The organism is Geothrix sp., assembly GCF_020622065.1.
In the GTDB taxonomy this organism is placed as follows: Bacteria; Acidobacteriota; Holophagae; order Holophagales; family Holophagaceae; genus Geothrix.
In genome coordinates, this window is the sequence record NZ_JAHRYQ010000002.1 from 348,820 (window position 1) to 369,723 (window position 20,904).

At 69.0% G+C, this 20,904-nt stretch carries 16 protein-coding genes; 6 read left to right on the top strand and 10 right to left on the bottom strand.

All coding sequences use genetic code 11. The annotated features are described in order from the left end of the window. Positions 1-19: 19 nt before the first annotated feature. Positions 20-817: a hypothetical protein gene (locus QZ647_RS11085; protein ID WP_291272220.1), complete on the bottom strand. Its 798-nt coding sequence runs from the start codon at positions 815-817 to the stop codon at positions 20-22. A 56-nt stretch (positions 818-873) separates the two neighbouring features. Next, positions 874-3,000, bottom strand: coding sequence for a dehydrogenase E1 component subunit alpha/beta (locus QZ647_RS11090; RefSeq protein WP_291272221.1), 2,127 nt, complete (start codon positions 2,998-3,000; stop codon positions 874-876). Between the two features lie 218 nt (positions 3,001-3,218). On the opposite strand from QZ647_RS11090, the gene bioB reads away from it, so the two are divergent. The 3 genes from bioB (at position 3,219) to QZ647_RS11105 (ending at position 5,148) form a co-directional block, all read left to right on the top strand. Beyond that, positions 3,219-4,169, top strand: a complete 951-nt coding sequence (bioB, locus tag QZ647_RS11095; protein ID WP_291272222.1) for a biotin synthase BioB — start codon at positions 3,219-3,221, stop codon at positions 4,167-4,169. A 1-nt stretch (position 4,170) separates the two neighbouring features. Beyond that, complete coding sequence (locus QZ647_RS11100; RefSeq protein ID WP_291272223.1) at positions 4,171-4,833, top strand: hemerythrin domain-containing protein; 663 nt, start codon at positions 4,171-4,173, stop codon at positions 4,831-4,833. 69 nt (positions 4,834-4,902) lie between these two features. Continuing rightward, entirely contained in the window at positions 4,903-5,148 is a 246-nt protein-coding gene (locus QZ647_RS11105; protein ID WP_291272224.1) for a CDGSH iron-sulfur domain-containing protein, read from the top strand. Between the two features lie 39 nt (positions 5,149-5,187). Here QZ647_RS11105 and QZ647_RS11110 read toward each other — a convergent pair whose 3' ends face one another. Together QZ647_RS11110 and QZ647_RS11115 are read right to left on the bottom strand one after the other, a co-directional pair. Continuing rightward, positions 5,188-5,916: an efflux RND transporter periplasmic adaptor subunit gene (locus QZ647_RS11110; protein ID WP_291272225.1), complete on the bottom strand. Its 729-nt coding sequence runs from the start codon at positions 5,914-5,916 to the stop codon at positions 5,188-5,190. Between the two features lie 43 nt (positions 5,917-5,959). Beyond that, positions 5,960-6,307, bottom strand: coding sequence for a cytochrome c3 family protein (locus QZ647_RS11115; RefSeq protein WP_291272226.1), 348 nt, complete (start codon positions 6,305-6,307; stop codon positions 5,960-5,962). Between the two features lie 215 nt (positions 6,308-6,522). Between QZ647_RS11115 and QZ647_RS11120 the strand changes: the two genes are divergently transcribed. Beyond that, a complete protein-coding gene (locus tag QZ647_RS11120) occupies positions 6,523-9,126 on the top strand; it encodes a valine--tRNA ligase (protein WP_291272227.1) in 2,604 nt (867 codons plus the stop codon). A 7-nt stretch (positions 9,127-9,133) separates the two neighbouring features. Here QZ647_RS11120 and QZ647_RS11125 read toward each other — a convergent pair whose 3' ends face one another. The 4 genes from QZ647_RS11125 to QZ647_RS11140 form a co-directional block, all read right to left on the bottom strand. Then, the gene (locus QZ647_RS11125; RefSeq protein WP_291272228.1) at positions 9,134-10,672 is read right to left on the bottom strand and encodes a hypothetical protein; all 1,539 of its coding nucleotides are present in this window, start codon (positions 10,670-10,672) and stop codon (positions 9,134-9,136) included. Between the two features lie 67 nt (positions 10,673-10,739). Further along, positions 10,740-12,761, bottom strand: a complete 2,022-nt coding sequence (locus tag QZ647_RS11130; RefSeq protein ID WP_291272229.1) for a tail fiber domain-containing protein — start codon at positions 12,759-12,761, stop codon at positions 10,740-10,742. Positions 12,762-12,797: 36 nt separating this feature from the next. After that, positions 12,798-13,397, bottom strand: a complete 600-nt coding sequence (locus tag QZ647_RS11135; protein ID WP_291272230.1) for a hypothetical protein — start codon at positions 13,395-13,397, stop codon at positions 12,798-12,800. A 101-nt stretch (positions 13,398-13,498) separates the two neighbouring features. Next, positions 13,499-14,899, bottom strand: coding sequence for a hypothetical protein (locus tag QZ647_RS11140; RefSeq protein ID WP_291272231.1), 1,401 nt, complete (start codon positions 14,897-14,899; stop codon positions 13,499-13,501). Positions 14,900-15,201: 302 nt separating this feature from the next. Between QZ647_RS11140 and QZ647_RS11145 the strand changes: the two genes are divergently transcribed. Next, positions 15,202-15,723, top strand: a complete 522-nt coding sequence (locus QZ647_RS11145; protein ID WP_291272232.1) for a hypothetical protein — start codon at positions 15,202-15,204, stop codon at positions 15,721-15,723. A 21-nt stretch (positions 15,724-15,744) separates the two neighbouring features. On the opposite strand, the gene QZ647_RS11150 is transcribed toward QZ647_RS11145, so the two are convergent. Then, positions 15,745-18,846 (bottom strand): serine/threonine-protein kinase, encoded by a 3,102-nt coding sequence (locus tag QZ647_RS11150; RefSeq protein ID WP_291272233.1) that lies wholly within the window; start codon positions 18,844-18,846, stop codon positions 15,745-15,747. Continuing rightward, on the bottom strand, positions 18,843-20,327 hold the full coding sequence (locus QZ647_RS11155) for a PLP-dependent aminotransferase family protein (protein WP_366526183.1): 1,485 nt from the start codon (positions 20,325-20,327) through the stop codon (positions 18,843-18,845). The genes QZ647_RS11150 and QZ647_RS11155 overlap by 4 nt, the downstream gene beginning before the upstream one ends. A gap of 143 nt (positions 20,328-20,470) precedes the next feature. Between QZ647_RS11155 and QZ647_RS11160 the strand changes: the two genes are divergently transcribed. Beyond that, on the top strand, positions 20,471-20,904 hold a 434-nt coding region (locus QZ647_RS11160; protein WP_291272234.1), incomplete at its 3' end, for an Ig-like domain-containing protein.

A 20,904-nucleotide genomic window follows, 5' to 3' on the forward strand; every position in this document is an offset into this window, starting at 1 on the left:
TCTGCAGGTGTCCCGATTTTCAGAATCGGACCACAGCACCCAGGCCAACGCCCTTGCGGTCCAGCTTCAGCTCCAGGTCGTCCTTCACCGAGCCCTTGGGCACATCGAAGCTGCCGCCCTCGTAGAAGGCCCGTAGCCCGAACCAGCTCACGGGATAAACCCGCAGGTCGGCCCCGAACAGAGTGTATTTGGCGCTCTTGTAGCCCAGATAGTGGACATAGGCCTTGGCTTCCACGGCCCCGTTGAATCCGCGGGATCCCCCCGAAAGGCCCAGTTGGGGAATGGGGGCGGTGACCCGGGTGCTGGAGGCGACCGGGGATCCGACCATGGGCGCGCTGGAGGCATCGAGGTCCAGGGTCCAGGCCTGCACGCCGAGATCGACGCCCAGCCAGGCATCGGACTCGCGGACGAACTTGATGGTCCAGATGCCGTCCACGCTGGCCAGCTTCACATGGGACAGCACCCGGGTACCGGCCGTATACGAGGTCCCGTTCACCGTCACAGTGCGGTTCACCACCTGATCACCCCGGTACTCGGCAGTGCCGTTGGAGATCTGGAAGGCGAAGCGCGGCCCCTGGTAGTCCAGGAAGAATCCGGGCGTGGTCTTGTCCTTGCCCAGGCCCAGGTCCTTGTCGAGGTCCACGAAGATGGGCTGGCCATCCTGCACGCCCTGGAAGTGGCCCGTGAGGGTGGGTCCGAAGGTCTGACCTCCCACGGTCCAGGTGCGCTGAAAGCCCGAAGCGGGCAGGTTCGGTGCGCCCAGCTGGGCGAAAACGGCGGTGGTGCAGAGGGAGAGGACGATCGGCAGCGCGCGCATGACTCCTCCGGGAGAGATGCTCATCCTATCGCTTGAAACCACCTGCGAGTGGAGTTTCAGACAGATGCGAGCTTCCGGTAGGCCTCGAGGAAATCCTTGGGCTGGGGCAGGATCTCGTCCTCCAGGGCCGGGTAGTAGGCCACCCAGGTGTCCTTGGCGGCCACGCGGCGGACGGGGGCGTCCAGGTGGAAGAACAGCTCGTCGGCGATCCGGGCGGCGATCTCGCTGCCGTAGCCCCAGCTCAGGGTGTCCTCGTGGGCCACAATCACGCGGTGCGTCTTCTTCACCGTGCGCTCGATGGCCGCCCAGTCGTAGGGGTTCAGCGTGCGGAGGTCGAGGATCTCGACGGAGATGCCCTCCTTTTCCGCCTCCCGGGCGGCCTGCACAGCCCGGTGGACAGTGTTGCCATAGGTGATGACCGACAGGCCCGTACCCTCCCGCACTGTGCGGGCCTTGCCGAAGGGGATCATGAAATCGGGGCCGGGGTCGTTGCCCTTGTTGTGGGTCTGACGGTAGAGGTGCTTGGGCTCCAGGAAGAGCACCGGGTCATCGCAGCGGATGGCTGTCCGAAGCAGGCCCGCCGCGTCCAGGGCCGAACTGGGGCAGACCACGCGCAGGCCGGGAATGTGCGTGAAGGTGCTCTCGCCGCACTGGCTGTGGTAGGTGGCCCCGCCCATGAGATAGCCCGCGATGGGCACCCGCACCACCATGGGGCTCTTGAAGGCACCGTTGGAGCGCCAGCGGATGTTGGCCAGCTCGTCGCGGAGCTGTTGCATGGCCGGCCAGATGTAGTCGAAGAACTGGATCTCCACCACGGGTTTGAAACCCCGGGCTGACAGGCCGATGGCGCGACCGATGATGGTGGCCTCCGCCAGGGGGGAATTGAACACGCGGTGGGCGCCGAACTGCTTCTGCAGGCCGTGGGTGGCCTTGAAAACCCCACCCTTGCCCTTCACCTCGCCGAGGATCTCCGCCCGGCTCGCGTCGGCCACATCCTCGCCGAAGACCAGGATGCGCGGATCCCGGGCCATCTCATGCTTCAGCGTGGCGTTGATGAGGTCGATCATCGTCTTGGCGCCCGTGGCCTGATCGCCCGGGGCGTGTTCGGTATCGAAGTCGGCGGAGGTCGGATCGACCTCCTCGCTGTAGAGGTGCCGGTAATAGCTCCCGGGCTCGGGCCTCGGGGCGGCTTCCGCCTCCTCCCAGGCCGCGTCGATCTCGGCCTGGACTTCTTCCTTCAGCATCTGCAGCTGGGCTTCGCTGAGGTCGCCGCCCGCCACCAGCCGGGCCGCGTAGGTGACCACCGGATCCCGCTGCGCCTCGGCCTCCCGCTGGGCCTTCGACTTGTAGAGCTGCTCGTCGTCGGACAGCGAGTGGCTGTAGGGACGGATCACCTTGGCCCGCACCAGGGCCGGCCCCTTGCGGGCGCGGGCATGGTCCGCGGCGGCCTTCAGGGCCTCGTAGCTGGCGAGGGGGTCGCAGCCATCCACCTCATCCAGGATCAGCAGGCCGTGGGCCTCGTAGCCCTGGAGCAGGGCCGCCACATTGCCGCCGGGATACTGGACTTCACTGGGCGTGCTGATGGCGTAGCCGTTGTCCTCCACCAGGAAGACCACGGGCGCCTTCAGATTCACGGCGTTGCTGATGGCCTCCCAGAACTCGCCCTGGCTGCAGGTGCCATCCCCCGTGGTGACCAGGGCCACCTCGTCGGAATGGATGCCGAGGTCCTCCGCGAGGCCCCCCTGCTCGGCGCGCACCACCGCCTCCACGGCTCCCACGGCCTGGAGGAACTGGCTGCCGGTCGGGCTGGAGGTGGTGTAGATGTTGAGGCCCTTGTGCCCCCAGTGGCTGGGCATCTGCCGGCCGCCGCTGGCGGGATCGTCCACGGCGCCCACGGAGCCCAGGAACATCTCCTTGGCCGTATAGCCCAGTCCGTAGGCCAGGGCCCGGTCACGGTAGTAGAAGAAGAACCAGTCGTGGCCGGGGCGGAACACCATGGCGGCCGCGGCCTGCACGGCCTCGTGGCCCACCCCGTTGATCTGGAAGTAGACCTTGTTCTGGCGCTTGCCCGTGATCTCCTTGTCGTCGATGCGACGGGCGGCGTAGATCGTGCGGTAGAGCCCCACCCGCTGCTCGCGGGAGAGGGTCGTCGAGGGTGCGGACAGGTCGAGGTGGGCGGCCAAAGGCATTCCTCACAAGGGGTTCTGGACCATTTTCAAGCCTTTCAATCTAGCATGCGGGCGCCGGTCTCCGGACCACCCGTCTACCCCGGGTTTCACCGGGCAAGTACGGGCATAATCCCAGCTCCACCACAGACCAGTGCAGATCAATAGCTGATCCCAAGGTCCATAAATCCCACATCTTGGTCTTATGTAGAATGGGCTCTTTGCGAGCCCCCACCATGTCCATGACGCCCGGCGACATCCGCGCCATCCACGATCTGCCGGTTCCCGAGCTTCTGTACCGGGCCGCCACGGCCCACCGTCAGCACTGGAACGCCGAGGAGATCCAGTTCTGCACGCTGGATTCCATCAAGACCGGCGCCTGCCCCGAGGACTGCGCCTACTGCCCTCAGAGCGCCCGCTACCAGACCGACTTGAAGGTCGAGCCGCTGAAGGATGTCCAGAAGGTCCTGGCGGGTGCCGCCGAGGCCAAGGCGAACGGCTCCACCCGCTACTGCATGGGCGCCGCCTGGCGCGAGGTGAAGGACGACGCCAACTTCGATGCCGTGCTCGACATGGTGCGCGGAGTATCAGGCATGGGCATGGAAGTCTGCGTCACCCTCGGGATGCTCAACGAGCCCCAGGCCAAGCGCCTGAAAGCGGCCGGCTGCCAGGTCTACAACCACAACATCGACAGCAGCCGCGACTTCTACGAGACCATCATCCACACGCGGAAGTTCGACGAGCGGCTCGAAACCATCACCGCCGTGCGCGCCGCGGGCCTGGAAGTCTGCTCCGGCGGCATCGTGGGCATGGGCGAGACGGTGGACCAGCGCATCCACTTCCTCCAGGAGCTGACGGAGCTGGAGCCTGCTCCGGAGAGCATCCCCATCAACCAGTTCGTGGCCGTGGACGGCACGCCGCTGGCCGATGTGGATCCCCTCCCGCCCCTGGAGCTGGTCCGCATGATCGCCACGGCCCGCATCCTCTTCCCCAAAAGCCGTATCCGGCTCAGCGCCGGCCGCACCCAGATGAGCGACGAGCTGCAGGCCCTCTGCTTCTTCGCGGGGGCCAACAGCATCTTCACGGGCGAGAAGCTCCTCACCACCCCCAACCCCGGCGGCAACCACGACCACTGGCTGCTGAACGCCCTGGGCATGCGGGTGGAGGGCGCCCCGGCCCGGGTGTGACATGCAGCTCATCGACGACCTCCGCCGGGAACACGACCTCATCGAGCAGGTGCTGGGCTCCCTCCGGGCTTTCGTGACCGCCCGGCTGGCGGGCCAGGGCGATCCCGCCGACGGCGCCCGCTTCATGGCCTTCTTCCGGTGCTACGCCGGCGACTTTCACCACCACAAGGAAGAGGAGGTCCTCTTCCGCGCCCTGGCCGAGCGGGCCGAACTCCCGGCGGATCGGGGGCCCATCGCCGCGCTGACGGGCGAGCACCGGCGCATGGCCGGCCTACTGGACGGCCTGGAGGGCCTCTTGGCCGCGCCCTCGCCCTCGGCGGCGGACCTCCACCGCATGGAAGCCCTGGCGGTGGACTACAGCCGCTCCCTCTGGCGCCACATCGACGCCGAAAACTCCGTCATGTTCCCGGAAGGGGAGGAGCGCCTGCGCCGCTTCCATGTGCGGGACCTGCCCTCCCGCCCCATGACCTCGGAAGAGACGCTGGCCTGGGAGGCGGGGCGGGTCCTGGTGGCCATCCACCCGCCCCAGCACGACGCGGAAGTCCATCGGGGAGACGGCTGCATCGCCTGCCCCTCCTACGGCACCGCCTGCGATGGCCTCGAGGCCGAGTGGTGGACCGACCTGGAGTGGGAGGAGATGTGGGAGCGGCGGCAGGGCGACTGAGCCGGCTGGGTGGTCGGCGTTATGATGGTCCTCTCCATCCACGCCAGGCACCCCAGCAGGAGGACCGCCATGTCGGATTCGAAGCCCCACATCGCCCAGAAGGGCCCGTACCAGGTCGAGGTCGAAGCGGGCAAGACCTACCATTGGTGCGCCTGCGGCCACAGCCAGAAGCAGCCCTTCTGCGATGGCTCCCACAAGGGTGGGCCCTTCACGCCCCTGGCCTACACCGCCGATGTGACCGGGACCAAGTGGTTCTGCGGTTGCAAGCAGAGCGGCACCAAGCCCATGTGCGACGGAACCCACAAGAAGCTCTGACGCATTCAGAGCGGGAGAGCGCGGCCCCCGGGAGGTTCTTCAGGGGCCTTCCGGGGCCAACACCTGGGCCCTGAGACCGGCGCGGATGCGTCTCTCCGGGTTCGCCACCACCACCTTCACGCGAACCTTGCCCGCCGCGTCCGTGCAGGGATCCACCAGGACCACCTCTCCCTCGGCACTCGCGGAGCCGCCGGGGTCGGGGAAGCGCACTGGCACTTTCCGGCCAAGTGCGAACTCGGCCAGAGAGTCCGGACTCGCGGCACACTGGACCACCACCTGGCTCAAGTCCATGAGGCGGAACATCGGCTGGCCTCCGGACACCGCCTCGCCCTCCTCGCGGTAGCGGGTCACCACCACGCCATCCATGGGGGCCACGATGGTCCGGAGCCTCACCTGCTCCGCCGCCGTCTCGTATTGAAGCCGCGCCAGCTCCAGATCGATGCGCGACTCCAGGGCCCGGGCCTCAGGGATGACCTTGTTGTCGTAGAGGCGCCTGGCCCCCTTGGCCTCGAACTCCCGACGCTCCAGCAGGGCCTTGGCCCGCTGCATCTCCAGCTCCTCCAGCTTCCCGTAGAGCAGGGCCAGGGGCTGGCCCGCCTTCACGACCTCGCCCTCCTTCACGCGCATCTCCGTGATCCGGCTCGAAACCGGCGCACTGACCTCCACCTGGCGGTAGGGCAGCACCCGCCCCTCAAGCAGGGCCCCCGCCCCGGCCGGAACCGCCCCGAGGATCAGGACCGAAAAAAGGAGGAGACATCGGAAAGGCATGGGGCGCTCACTGGAACCCCTCCATCTTGTCATCCCCGGGCGGTCACTTGATCTTGAAGGTGAACTTCCCTTCATGGCATTCCAGGCACTTCACCACCGGCGGCTTGTGCTGCCGGTGGCACTCCGTGCAGAGGATCGGGTCGTGTGGCGAGGCGTGGGGGTTGGGCTTGGCATCCTTCGTCAGCGCCTTCATGGCCGGGTAGTCGCCGTGGCAGACCATGCAGGCCTCGTCCGGCACCGCCGCCGTGGTGGGCTTCTCCTTCTGGTGACAGTCGGTGCAGATCACCTTCGCCTTGGCGTGGGGCGCGACCAGTGGCCGCTCCTGTCCGGTGCAGATGCCTGCAACCAGGAGGCCCGACGCCCCCAGAGCCGCGATCCGTCGAGGATTCATGAGGCCTCCCGTCCCGTCATGGACGAATGATGACCATCATATCGTATTTATGACAACGGCCGCCTTCCCGGTTCCCCGCCTGGAAGCCGCCTCCTTCCACGGGTAAACTGACCCATTGGGCTGGCTGGTCCTATGAAGTCCCATTCACCTTCTCCCCATCGGCAGCGCCGATTGGGAGCCGGGAAGGGCCAAGACGAAGGATGGCAATGCGAGAGATGGACAAGGCTTTCGACTTCAAGACGGCGCAGACGCGCTGGTACGAGGTCTGGGAAGAATCCAAGGCCTTCGAGGCCGCCCCCACCAGTGGCAAGGCGCCCTGGTCCATCGTGATCCCGCCGCCCAACATCACGGGCAACCTGCACATGGGGCACGCCCTCGTGAACACACTCCACGATGTGCTCACACGCTTCAAGCGGGCCCAGGGCTTCGACGCCCTCTGGGTTCCCGGCACGGACCACGCGGGCATCGCCACGCAGATGATGGTCGAGCGCCAGCTCAAGGCCGAGGGCACGGACCGCCACCAGCTGGGGCGCGATGCCTTTGAAAAGCGCATCTGGGACTGGAAGGAGAAGAACCAGGGCGCCATCGAGCACCAGCTGAAGCGCCTGGGCTGCTCCGTGGACTGGACCCGCAACCGCTTTACCCTGGACCCGTCCCTCAACAAGGCCGTGCGCAAGGTCTTCGTCGAAAGCTACAAGGCCGGCCGCATCTACCGCGGCCCCCGCATGATCCAGTGGGATCCCGCCCTCCAGACAGCCCTGAGCGACCTGGAGGTGAAATACGAGGAGCGCCGCGGCAAGCTCTGGCACCTGCGCTACCCCCTGGCGGATGGCAGCGGCGATGTGGTCGTCGCCACCACCCGGCCCGAGACCATGCTGGGCGATACGGCCGTGGCCGTGCATCCCGACGACGAGCGCTACCAGGGCATGATCGGCAAGCTCATGAACCACCCCCTCACGGGCCGCCAGATCCCCGTGGTGGCGGACAGCTTTGTGGATCCCGCCTTCGGCACGGGCTGCGTGAAGGTGACGCCGGCCCACGATCCCAACGACTTCGCCGCGGGCCAGCGCCTGAAGCTGGACTCCATCACCATCATCGGCTTCGACGCCAAGATGACCGCTGCCGCGGGCGCCTACGCGGGCCTGGACCGCTTCGAGGCCCGCAAGCGCGTGGTGGCGGATCTGGAGGAGCAGGGTTTCCTGGTCAAGGTCGAGGATTACACCCACAAGATCAGCCTCAGCGACCGCAGTGGCGCCGTGTTGGAGCCGCTCGTCAGCGAGCAGTGGTTCATGGATGTGAAGGAGGCCGCCGCCAAGGCCCTGGAAGCCGTGAACTCCGGCGCCATCCAGTTCACGCCCGAGCACCACACGGCCGTGTGGAACCACTGGCTCACCAACATCCAGGACTGGTGCATCAGCCGCCAGCTGGTCTGGGGCCACCGCATTCCCGCCTGGACCTGTGCCAAGTGCGGGGAGCTCCATGTGGAGTTGGAGCAGCCTTCCGCCTGCCACGCCTGCGGAGCAAACGAACTGAAGCAGGACCCGGATACCTTGGACACCTGGTTCAGTTCGGCCCTGTGGCCCTTCAGCGTCTTCGGGTGGCCCGACGAAACCGAAGAGCTGAAGCGCTACTACCCCACCAGCGTGCTCATCACGGGCTACGACATCCTGTTCTTCTGGGTGGCACGCATGGCCATGGCGGGCCTCACCTGGATGGGCGAGGTGCCCTTCCGCAAGGTCTACTTCAACAGCCTGGTGCGCGACGCCAGCGGCCAGAAGATGAGCAAGACCAAGGGGAATGTCATCGACCCCCTGGAGGTGATGGAGGAGTACGGCACCGACGCCCTGCGCTTCTCGCTGGCCATCATGGCCGCGCCGGGCACGGACATCGCCATGAGCACCGCGCGCCTCGAGGCCAGCCGGAATTTCTGCAACAAGCTGTGGAACGCATCCCGGTTCGTGCAGATGAACCTGGACGAGTCGATCACCCTGGCCACGGAACCCGAATTCGGCGAAGCCGAGTACTGGATGATCGGCCGCATGCGCGACAGCCTCGCGGCGGTCACCAAGGCCCTCGAGGAATTCCGCTTCCACGAGGCCTCGGATCTGCTCTACCACCTGGTCTGGGATGATTTCTGCGCCACCTACATCGAGCTGGCCAAGGTGCAGCTCCAGAGCGGAACCAAGGGCCAGAAGGCCGCCATCCTCCACTTCCTCGACCTCCTGCTCCGGGCCCTGCACCCCTTCGTGCCCTTCCTGACCGAGGAGATCCACGAGGCGATGATGGACGGGCGCCTGCCCGCAGGAGAGCCGCGCCTGCTGGCCCAGCGTTCCTGGCCCGTGAACGAGAAGATCCTCCAGGTCCGGGGCGGCGACGCCGCGATCATCCCCCGGTTCCAGGAAGTGCTGTCGGCCATCCTGCGCCTCAAGGCCGAGCAGGGCGTTGATCCTGCCAAGCGGGTGCCGGCGCTCTGTTCCATCACCGATCTGGAGCCCTTCGCTGAAGCCCTGAAATCCATCGCCCGGCTGGAGTCAGTGGCCTTCACCCAGGGGGACATCGCCTCGCCCACGCGCGTCGTGGCCGTGGTGGCGGGCGGGGCCGTGGCTCTGGAGCTGGCGGGCCTCAAGGATCCCGCCGCCGAAAAGGCCAAGCTCGAAAAGGAGCTGGCCAAGCTCGAGAAGGAACTCGAGCCCCTGCGTGCCCGCCTGGCCGACGACAGCTTCGTCACCAAGGCGCCCGAGGCTGCCGTAGCCAAGCTGCGCGGTCAGGCCGAGGAAAAAGAGCAGCGCCTCCACCAGGTGAAGGCGCTGCTCCAATAGGCAGGATCTATGAGAATCTGGCCGGGGCCTTCGCCTGCAGACCGCGGGGGGCCGTCGGCGCCGGGGGTGTGATGCCCGTGGGAACGGGTCCCAGGAACAGGCCCGGGACCGTCGTGGGCGCGGGGCGATCGGTGGCGGTGCCATCGCCCAGCCGGCCATTGTTGTTGTAGCCCCAGGCCTTCACCGAGAGGTCCGGCAGGACCGCATAGGTGGACATGGAACCTGCGCTCAGGGCCAGGACCTTGAGCCCGGGAAGCGCCTGGGGCGAGGTGGTGGAGGTGGTGGAAGGCGCCCCGAATCCCAGCTGCCCGTACCAGTTGTAGCCCGTGCTGGCCACATCCCCGGCCGTGTTCAACAGGTGGGTGTGGTACTGGCCGGGGATGGGCGCATCCAGCGTGCTTCCGGTATTGAGGCCCGCTGTGCCCATGGGGACGAAGCCGTAGCGGGTGGTGAAGCTGCCGTCGCCCAGCTGCCCATACACATTCTCCCCGGTGCCGTAGGGAAGGCCATCCGTCCCCAGCATCGTCGAATAGAGGGAGAAGGCCCGGGCGGCCTTCGCGCCGCGGGCGAGGATCTGCGTGAACGCCAGGTATTCGGTGGTGGGGGAATAGGGGAAACCCAGCTGTCCATATCCGTTGTCCCCGCAGCCGAAGAGGTCGCCGCTGAGCCCGACCAGCAGGGTGTGCAGTTCGCCGAGCGAGGCGCCCGCCAGGGCCTGGGCGGAGATGGGACTCTGGGTCGGAACCAGGCGATTGGCCTTGTCTCCCAGGCCGAGCTGTCCGTGGGAGTTGTAGCCCCACACCCACATCGACTGGTCCGACTTCACCGCCAGGTTGTGGTTGTATCCGCAGGTGAGGTAGACCGCGCCGCTCAGACCCGGCACCGGGGCGGGGACATTCCGCATGGTCGTGGTGCCATCGCCGAGCTGGCCCGAGACATTGGTCCCCCAGGCGAAGACGCGGCCATCGGCCAACAACGCGAGGGAATGCCCCCAGCCCGCCGCCACCTGCACCGCCGGACCGGGCAGGGCCACGGCGGTGGGGACCATGCGGGCCTGGTAGTCGCCGAGGCCCAGCTGACCGTTCGCGCCCACGCCCCAAGCGTAGACCTTGCCCTTCGTCGTGATGGCGAGGGCGTGGTCGTGGCCCGCCGACACGGCCGGGTCCGCATAGAGCACATCCAGCACCGCCTCCGGGCTGGTGGTGATGCCCCCCGCCGAGGCGGTGACCCGCACGCTGTAGCGCGCCTGGTCATCCGCCGCCTGGACCGGCAGGACGAAGGAGTCGGTCGTGGCTCCGGCGATGACGCTGCCGTTGCGGAGCCACTGGTAGCTGAGACCCGTCCCTTCCGCCGCCACCCGGAAGGTGACCTGATCGCCCCGGTAGCCGGCCTGGGCGGACGGCGTGGTGGTCAGGCGAGGCCCCGTGGGCAGGGGCTTCGGCGCGCTGCTGCTGGTGCTTCCCCCCCCGCCACCGCAGGCGAGGAGGAAGGCCAGGCCGCTGATGGCCAGCACAAGGCGGGGGGAGGTGGGAAGGGCGAGGGTCATGATCGGCTCCGGGAAAAGGGACTCAAGGAAAGGCGGTGTCCTTCGATGCGCGGGAATGCGCGGGTGGTCAGTAGCGCTGCCCAGGTCGGCTGAGAGCCGTGCGGATCGCCTCCAGTTCGGCCTTCAGGACCTGGAGTTCCCGGCGCTGCTTCTGCACTTCGTTGAGCAGCATGGGCGCCAGCTCCTGGTAGGCCACGGTTTCGATCTGGCCGTCCCGGCCTCTGACCACCAGTTCGGGCATCACCTGGTCCACCTCCTCGGCGATGAGGCCGAAATGGGTGGGACCCTCGGGATGGGCCTTGTAGTGGAAGGTGACGGGCCGAAGGTCGAACAGACGATCGGTCACCGCGCCCATGTCCTCGATGTCCTGCTTGTAGCGCCGGGAGGAGGCGGCCGTGCCCAGCTGTCCGTTCTGGTCCACTTGCACAAGGAGGGTGGTGGGGTGGCCCGTGGTGGTGGCAAAGACTCCGGCCATGAACGCGCGGGTCTGCGTCTTGCCGATGCGGGTGGTGTTGCTCTCGGTGGCCGAGCCGGAGTGGGCGAGGTAGAGGTTGCCACTGCCGGTCTGGAGCAGGGCGCCAGCCCCCAGTCCCAAGGCCGCATTGTTGTTTCCTGAGCCCAGCGCGCTGAGGGCCAGCTGGCCGATGCCTGTGTTGCCCGAGCCGTCGTTGAAGAACTTGAGGCTCTCCGTGCCCACGGCGGTATTGCTAAAGCTGCTGCCACTCGAATTGAGGGCCTGGTTGCCCACGGCGACATTCGAGTAGCCGGTGGTGTTCCCCAGCAGGGACTCGAAACCCACGGCCACATTGCCTTCGCCGGTGGTGTTCTGCTGGAGGCTGTCCACGCCCACGGCGGTGTTGGTGCGACCGGTGGTGTTGTTCCGCAGGGCCACCGCTCCCACGGCGGTGTTCCGGTCGCCGTTGAAGGTGCTGATGGGCTGGTTGGCGTACAGCGCCTCGAACCCCATGGCGGTGTTCCAGGCATCCCAGGCCACGCCTCCGTTGCTGAAGGACTGCAACGCCAGGGTGCGGGCGCCCACGGCCGTATTCGTGCCGGCGGAAGTGTTGGACAGGAGGCTGGAGGCGCCGACGGCGGTATTCCAGGATCCGGTCGTGAGGGCGTTGAGGGCGCTGCTGCCCGTGCCCGTGTTGTAGGAAGCCCACTGCGGGTTGGCCGTCTGGGCGGGAAGGCCGAGATTGCCTGAGCCGACGCCCACGAAGGTGTTGCCGCCCGCAGTGCCCGGGGCGGAGAACTTGTGGAGCATGGGAACGCTGTTCCCCATGAAGAGGTGGCCCGTGAGCCCGATGCTCCCGGAGACATCCAGGGGAAGGACCGGCGTGGCCGTGCCGATGCCCACTTTGCCGGTGGTGAGCACCGCATTCGCCCCGTTCAAAGTGAAGGGGCTCGCCCCGGCGGGTCCCTGGGGCCCGGTCAGCCCGATTGGGCCGATTGACCCGGCCGGACCCGTGGGACCCATCAGGCCCATGGGACCTTCCGGGCCTGCGGGTCCCTGGGGCCCCGTGGGCCCAGGCGTGCCGGCCACGGCGCCGGGAATCCACTTGGCGCCGTTGTAGACGAGTCCCTGGCCCGAGGCGGGCGGAAGCGTCGTGAGATCCAGCGGGATGCCCTGCAGCTGGAGCAGGGTGGTGGCGTTCTGCGTGCCGCCGATGTCTCCCGCGAAAGCCCCGCTCACCTCGAAAGCGGAGCGCGCCTGGAGGGCGGGCACCAGATCCGCATCCGGCGAAAGCGCGTTGCCGGCGACGACGACATGCAGCTTGAGGTTCGGCTGGGCCAGCAGCGTGGTGGCCACGGCGGGCATCGGTGGCGCCCCCAGCAGCACCGCGTAAAGACCGGAATTGACCGACACGGTCTGGTTCCCGGAGGTCCAGAGCTCGACCCCGGCACCATCCAGGATCGAGAACACGAAGGCCCGTGTTCCGGTGACGGGCAGGCCCGCCTCCGTCAGGCGCCCCTGGTAGGCCAGTACGGGCGGGGGTGGGGCCGGCGGGATTGGCGGCGCCTGTGCCACCAAGGCCGGGCCCGCGAGGAAGGCAAGGGCCAGGAGGCGGGAATTCAGGGGGTGTCGCATGGGGACTCCAGAAAGAGGGGGGGTCGCGGATGTCGATCAGCGATCGGTGGGCACGCCGCTGGGGTAGAACCCGTGGCGAGCACGGGTGCCGTCGTTCACATCCCTGGCCGTCAGGATCGAAATGCCCTCCCTCACCACGGCCTGGTTCTCATAGACGCCCCCGGTCTGACGCCCGCCGGCCGCCTGCACCAGGTCGTCGCGAAGCTGGCCCGGCGTCAGCGCCTGGGCCACCGTGAGGCTGAAGGGCGCCTCGTGGCCGAGCGTCCCTGCCTGGCCCCGGAGGCTGAGACCGGTGTAGGCCGAGGGCAGCACATTCGTCCCCACCACCACGGGGAGTTGCAGCGTGCTCGCTCCGGCCGGCACGGTTCCACTGACGACCACGCCGGCGGGGAACCCGACGCCCGTGATGGCGACGGCCGACGAGAACCCGTTCAGGCGCGACAGGGTGAGGGTGATGAAACCGCTGCCGCCCGCGGGGATCTGAAGGCTCCCAGGCACCACCTGGAGGCTGAAGTCCGCGGCGGCCGGCGGCACGGGTGTGCTTCCTCCGCCCCCGCCGCCACCGCCACAGGCGAGAAGGCAGGAGACGAGGACAACCGAGGGGAGTTGCAGGGAGGCCTGGAATCGTCGGTTCATGACACACCTTGGGAATGGGAGTCAGAGTGCAGTCCGGCCCCGACCCACCCCAGACACGCTTCCGGGAAATGGCCTGGGCCACTCCTGCTTGCGGAGCGGCCTCATCTCCAGAGCGCCGTCCGGAACAGGAGAATCCGATCCCCCACCTCCACCCAGCCCGCCAGGAGGCCTCCAGGTCCAGGCTGGGCGACGAGGCGTTGAATCGTCTTCCCGGCGGTGCCGGAGAGGATCGTGGACGAGGTCCAGGCGGTGCCATCCCAGCGGGAGAATCCGATGCCCTCATAGGCACCGGCCGACCCGCGCTGGATCCAAAGCAGGACTGGGCGGCCCGAAGCATCCCGAGCCCCCACCAGCCCTTCGGTCCGCGTGGCGGCCGGCAGGAGCGTCCGGGCCGCGCCCGGCGAGAGGCCGGACAAGGGTGCCACCCAGAGGCCCTCGGGGCCCGTTCCGGCCATCCACCCGGCCCCGTCGGCTTCGCGGAAAGCCGCCAGACTGGTGGCCGGAAGGGGCAGGTTCACCTTCTCGCCCACCGTCCACGCCCCCGAGGCCGAGCGGCTGCGGGGCCAGGCCTGTCGTCGGGGATCCCCCTCCCCCGCCACACCGTAGAGAAGCCAGGTCTCCAGGCGGCCGTCCGCGGCCAGGCTCCAGACCGGGGGATGCCCAGTCGGCAGGGCCTGCTGGGAAAGGGGCTGCCATCCCCCGATCCCGGTCGCGGTGCTGGTGCCGAGGGCATAGTCCACGGCCTCGTTGTCCACCCAGGCATCGTCGCCGGTGGAGAAATCGAGGGTGTAGGCTCCCCGCCCATCGCCCACCAGGTCATGGATGAACTGCCGGGAGTACATGTTCAGGTGGTGGGAATGCGGGGCGCCCCACGCCCCGCCCGCCTCGAGGCGGGCGACCTGGACGATGTTGAAATCCACCCCCAGGCTGGCGTCCGTCCGGAGGACCGACCAGGCGGCAAGGGCGCTGCCATCGGCGCCGGTGGCCAGGTGCAGGTCCGAGGGGTTCTTCAAATCCACCGCCAGGGCCGTCGTCCGGGTGCCGAATGGCGAGCCCGCCCCCAGATCCACGGACACCGTCCGCATCAGCGTGGTCGTGCTGCGGGGCACGGCCTCGAGCCAGGCGACGAACCCCTTCCCCCGGGCATCGAGGGCGGCCACGGGCGTCTGGAAGCGGTTGCTGCCGCTGGTCACATCCATGACCTGGGGGGTTTCCCAGATGCCGTCGGCGCGCAGGCGGGCGGCCACCTGCTCCCAGTAGGGCGTGCCCCCCGCATCTGTGCCCGTCCGCGTCCAGGCCGCGAAGACACCGCCCTTCCCATCCCCCGCCAGTAGGGCCCCATCCTGGTACCCCGAGTCGGCAAGGCTCACGGGCGCCTGCCAGGAGGGCACCGCCGGAAGGGCGGGCCCCTTGGACACAGCATCAGCGCCACCTCCGCCGCCACCGCCACCGCAAGCGGCGAGGAAGCAGAGAAGCGCGCCCAACAGATGACGGTGGTGCATGAGGCCCCCATAGGTAGCAGCCGTGCGGGAGGATGCGGATTCCCAGGGGACTCCGCACCGGCGGCGGTCGCCGCGCGATCTCAGGCTCGGAGGTGGGGGCACCGCCCCCCAGGCCCACTTTCCCGAAAGGGGTTGGGCCAGTCCGCGGCGAGGGCCCGGTCAGGGGTGGCCCAGCCGCTTTCCGAAGGGCGTACCTGGGGCGCGCGAAACCAGGACGCGAGCCTTGCCCCTGGCCCCTGGCTCTCCGTAGGGGCCACCCGGTCCCGCCAGTCCTCTTCCCACCCCCCTCCCAGGAGTCCTCCATGGTCGTGATCATCGTGCTCGTCGTCCTTGCCGCCCTGGTCCTGCCGTTCATCGGCGGCCACATCACCCAGTCCAACCGGACGCCAGGGGACACCCCCGTGGGCACCCCCTCGGATTCAAGCGATTGCAGCGTGCTCTGCGCCGAGTGGGACCAGCGGCGGCTGGAGCGCTGCCAGGCTGAAGCCGCCGCGGCCGCAGCCCAGCGCACCGTGGACAACCTCCGCTCCGATCTTGCGGTCGCCACGGGCGTGGCGATCGTCCTGGCCGCCTCGGCGGCCGCGGCCACCCTCATCCCGGTGATCGGCTATGCCGTCGCCGCCGTGCTGGCCGTGGCCGCGGGGGCCGCCCTGCTCGCCGCCGAGTTCATCCTCGGAGAGCTGGCCGCGGCGGGGAGCACCTTGACGCATGCGGAACAGCGGGCCGCAGCGGCCCGCCAAGCCGAGGCCGACGCCCGCACGCGGCTCATCCAGACCTGCGGCGACAAGGCCAACGCCTGCCTGTCCCGCCCCGGTCCCTGCTGACCGGGCCTTTCAAGAAGGCGGCTAGGAACCGAGGTGAAGGCCCGCAAATTCCGGATGGATGCCGAGGTGGCGATTGCGCGTCAGGGCCCGGTTCCACAGCCCACTGGCCTGTTCCAGGATCGGGGCCCTCTGATCGGCGGGGGCGAGCCCGGCCTCCAGGCGCAGCAGCGCCGCCTCCAGGGCGAACAGGAGCGTCTGATCGGCCTGCACCTTCCGGAAGCGGTCCAGCGCCGCCCGGGCCGCCTCGAGGGGCCTCGGAGAAGCCGGCCCCCGGGCCAGGCGCCACCGGGCCTCCTCCAGGCAGGTGAAGGCGGTCTCCGCGTAGGCCTGCACATTCGAGGGGTTCTCTTTCTCCATGCCCAGGAACTGTTTGCGCGCTTCCGCGAAAGCCGCGGACGGATCCACGCCCGCCTGGAGCTGCAGCCGGGCCTTCAGCCGCCAGGCCGATCCCGACTGGAAGGGCAGCGGGGTGTGGAATTGCTTCTCCACCGACTGGCAGTCCTGGATGAGGCGGTCGCAGGCCTCCAGCTGCCCCTCCCGCGGGCCCGCCTGCACTTGGAGCAACCGGAGGTCCAGCCGGTTCCGCTGGGCCTCGATGTACTTGGGCTGGCTCCCCTCGTTCCACTGGGCCGCTTTCTCAAGGTAGGGCCGGATGTCCCCCTTGAGGTTCCGGACCAGCTGGGCGGCCTGGATGGCCGCCGCCGTGGCGTTGATGCGCATGATCTGATCCGTCGGGGCCAGGCTGACGCCCTGGGCGTTGTCCTCCATGATCCGCTGGAGGGTTCCCGTAGGATCTTCCCCAGCCCCGTACTGCGCCTTGGCCAGTTCCACCAGGCAATCCGCCCGGATCCCCTTCGCATTCGCCGCGGCCCCGAGGCGGATGGCCCGTTCCGCGTACTGGATGCCCCGCTGGGCGGCCGCCCGGGCATCGAGCCCGCGGGTGTTCAGATACAGGCTCTCGGGTTGAGCCAGCAGGGCCCCCGTATAGGGAAGCCGCCAATCCTGCGGGGAGAGCTTCAGGGCCGACTCCACGGCCTGATAGCCCAGCTCGAAGCTGTTCCCGGGGTCCTCGCCGGCGGCGACCTTGGCGTAGCAGTAGCTGTAGTACGCATTGGCCAGATGGCGGTAGAGGTCCGTCTGCAGGGGGTACCGGATGACAGCCTGGCGCAGCAGCTCCAGGGCGGCGGTGTCCTCCTGGACGCCGCTCTGCCCCACATCCTTTTTCGACATGCTGAGGCGCTGCCACAGGACCGCCTCGATGACGGCCAGCCGGCCTTCGTCTCCATGCAGGGCCTTGGCCTCCTCGAACCAGGTCCGGGCCTGGGCCAATGTCTCGGCCGTCGGAGCGCCGAGCGATCTCTGGTGGCTGGCCATCAGAAGGCTGCACTGCACCAGGGCCTCGGCCACCCTGGGATCGCTCCGGGCGATCAGGCGGGCCGCTTCCAGCGCGCGGGCCGCGGCCTGAAGGGCCCCCATGGCCTCCTGGTGGGCGTGCTTCACATACAACAGCTCCCGCTTCTCGACCAGGATCCGGGCTTCCAGGAACAAGCCTTCGGCCTGTTCCACCGGGGAGGCCTGGGCATCCTTGGCATGCTGGAGCGCCTCCTCCAGGCGGCCCTCCAGCAGGTCCACCTGCCCCAGAAGGGTGTGGGTGCGCTCGGGCATCGCGGCCGCCTGGGCCCGGATGGCGGCCACGGAGGGTTTCAGCAGTTCCTCCCGGAGGGCTTCCAGGCGGGCCTGCCGGATTCCGGGGTCAGGAATGGTCCGGGCCTGCTTGAGGCCCTGATCGTAGAGTTCGGCCAGGACGAGGCCATAGACCAGCTCGCTCTCCTGGGTCCTGAAACCGAGCGAGCGGGCCCTTTCCAGCTGGACCCGGGCCTCGGGCCATTCCTCCAGGAGCTGGTGACCTCGGCCCAGGGCATAGGCCCGGGGCGCCTCGGCGCGGGTCCCATCCACCGCGAGGACGGCCATCTTCCGGCGGATGGCCTGAATGACGGGCCGCAGATCATGGGCCGGCAGCAGGTACTCCCGCTTCAGCACGCTTTCCATGGCGGCCGCTTCCGCGCCGAGCCGGGCGTTCTCCAGCGCAATCAAGCCCGCCCGCCGGGAGGCGACCAGGGTATAGCCCAGGCCCAGCAGGAGCAGAGCCACCGCCCCCGCGAGGACGCGGGCCGTCATGCGGTTCCGCCGGGACCAGCGGTTCACTTGATCCAGGAGCCCCACCCGGGTCGCCTGGATGGGCTCGCCTCGGCTGGCCCGCTCCAGGTCCTCGGCCAGGGCCTCGGCGGTGGCGTAGCGCCGCGAGGGATCCTTCTCCATGGCCTTGGCGATGATGATGGCCAGATCTTTGGGAAGACCGGGCACCTGGGCCCGGAGGGAGCGCGGCTCCTCCTCCAGGACCCGGCGCAGCAGGTCCCCGGGATGGAGGTCCCCTTCCGGGGTGGCGGCCCGCAGGTCACGGGTGCTCGGGGCGGATGCCGTGGGACCCGGCGTGGTCCTGAAGGGCGGATGGCCCGTGAGCACGGCGTAGAGCGTGGCGCCCAGTCCGTAGATGTCTGCGCGGAAATCCACGGGCGCGACCCCCGTCACCTGCTCCGGGGCCATGAAATCCACCGTGCCCATCATCAGGCCCGAGCGGGTGAGCCCGCCCTCCTCGTCCCGGGCCAGGCCAAAGTCCGACAGGCGCGCCTGGGGCCCTTCCTCCGTGTCCTCGACAAGGATGTTGGCCGGCTTCACATCCCGATGGATCAGGCCCATGCGGTGGGCCGCGCCCAGGCCGCGGGCGGCCTGGGCCGCGAGCACGACCTTGGTCCGCCAGTCGTCGCTGGCGTGGAGGTCCGCGAAGGTCCGCCCCTCCACCAGCTGGAGGAGGATGCAGGGGCGCCCTTCCAGCGTGCCCGTGTCGTGTACGCGCACCACATTCGGATGCTCCACCCGGGCCTGGAGGCGCGCTTCCAGCAGCAGCCGGTCGGCCTCCTTCAGGTCGCTGCTGCGCACGAACTTCACCGCCACGGGGCGCTCCAGGCCTGCATCCCAGGCCCGGTGGACCTCGCCCATGCCGCCGGTGCCCAGCAGGCCCTTCAGGGTGATGCGCCCATCCAGGGAACTCAGCAGCAGGCTCATCGGTCTTCTCCCAGCGCTCGACCCTCTCCCAGCGCGGCGCGCATCCGGAGGGCCACCTCCTCCAGGTCGGATTCGGGATAGTTCGAGAAGCCCAGGCGCAGGGCCTGCACCGGACCGCCATCGAACGCGAACCGCCGTCCGGGCTGGAAGGCCACGCCGTGCTCGAGGGCCCGGGCCGCCCAGCGGTCCACATCCACCCCTTCAGCCACCCGGGCCCACAAGGCCAGCCCCCCTTCGGGCACCTGGAAGGTCAGCTCCCCGCCCAGGGCGCGATCCAGCGCACGGCACAGGACATCGCGGCGGATCCGGTAGGTCTGCTGCATGCGGTTGAGATGGCGATGGATGGCCCCGTCGTCCAGCAGCTCGGCAAAGGCCCGCTCCAGCACCATGTCCCCCTGGCGGTCGAGGGCCTGCCGCAGGGCGCGCATGCGGGCGACAAGCGGAGCCGGTCCGTGCACGAAACCCAGGCGCAGGTTGGGGCTGAAGATCTTGCTGAGGGTGCCGACATGGATCACCACCCCGGCGCGGTCCTCGGCCGCCAGGGGGGCCCGCGGACGGCCCTCGAAGAGGAACTCGCTGTCCTGGTCGTTCTCGATGACGGCGAACCGATGGGCCTGGGCCATGGCCATGAGGCGGGCGCGTCGCTCGGCCGACAGAGCCACCAGGGTGGGGTACTGGCGCAGCGGCGTGACGAAGACGGCCCGCAGGCGCTCGGATTCCGCCAACTGCGCCAGGGCGCCGACGCGCATCCCCTCGGCATCCACCGGCACCGGAAGGCAGCGCGCCCCGCCCCGGGCGAACGCCTCCCAGACGCCGGGGTGGCCCAGGGCCTCGACCGCCACGGCCTCGCCGGCCGAGATCAGGGCCTGCCCCACCAGGAACAGGGCCATCTGGCTGCCGCGGGTGACCAGGATGTTTTCCGGGGAGGCGGCGATGCCCCGGGATTCGCTGAGCATCCGTGCCAGCGACTGGCGCAGCATGGGGTGACCCTGCGGATCCTCCAGTTCCAGGTTCTGCTGACGGTTCAGGACCAGGGCCCGGCGGTAGGCCCGGGCCAGCTCCGCGCCAGGCAGCAGGCGGGGATCCGGAAGGCCGCTGGCGACCTTCAGCAGGCCCGGCGAACCCTTGGGAGCCTCTTCCAGCCGCCCCGATGCCAGATCGAAGCCCATGGTGATCCCCTCGGGAACCGTCCCCGTCGAAGGAGGCTGCCCAGGCAGCCGGGTCGGGGGGTCTGGCGCCACGACACTGCCCTCCCCCGGCGTGGAGACCACCCAACCCTCCGCCTGCAGCTCCCGGTAGGCGGCCATCACAGTGTTGCGACTCACCCCCAACCGCTCACCAAGGGTCCGGTAGCCCGGCAGGCCATCCCCGGGATGGAGGCGTCCGCGGTGGATCTCCTGCATGAGGGAGTGGGCGATCTGCAGATAGACCGGCTCCCGGCTCTGGGGATCGAGAAATACGGTGGGCGTCCTAGCGCTCAGGGCTGGCTCCGGGTGGGGGGACCAGTCTACGGGGGATCCGCAACATCCGGCAATTGCAGGTGGCCCAACCGGCTTCTCGGAAGCGCACCTCCTCCCTCCTCCGGCTCCTCCCGAAGCTGAAGAACCCCTTCCGGAGGATGTCCATGCGCACCGCCCCCGCCCGAACCCACCTCGGCGCCCTGAGCCTCCTGCTCTCGGGCGTACTGTCTTTCGTGATCACCGCCTGCGGGGGAGGTGGGGGATCCAATCCTCCCGCTCCTCCGGCGCCCCCAGCCGCCACGGCCACCCTCACGGCCCTGTCCCTCAGCCCGAACAGCCCCTCCCTCACCCTCGGCGCCACCCGGCAGATGACGGCGACGGGCGCCTATTCCGATGGCACGACCAGGGATCTGACGGCCACCGTCACCTGGTCCAGCGCCACCCCGGCTGTCGTCTCCGTGAACAGTTCCGGGCTGGCGACGGCCGTCGCCGCCGGCACCGCCACCCTGACCGCCACCTCCGGAGCCGTGACGGCCCAAACCCAGGTCTCCGTCACCTCAGCGACCCTCACGGCCCTGTCCCTCAGCCCGAACGCCCC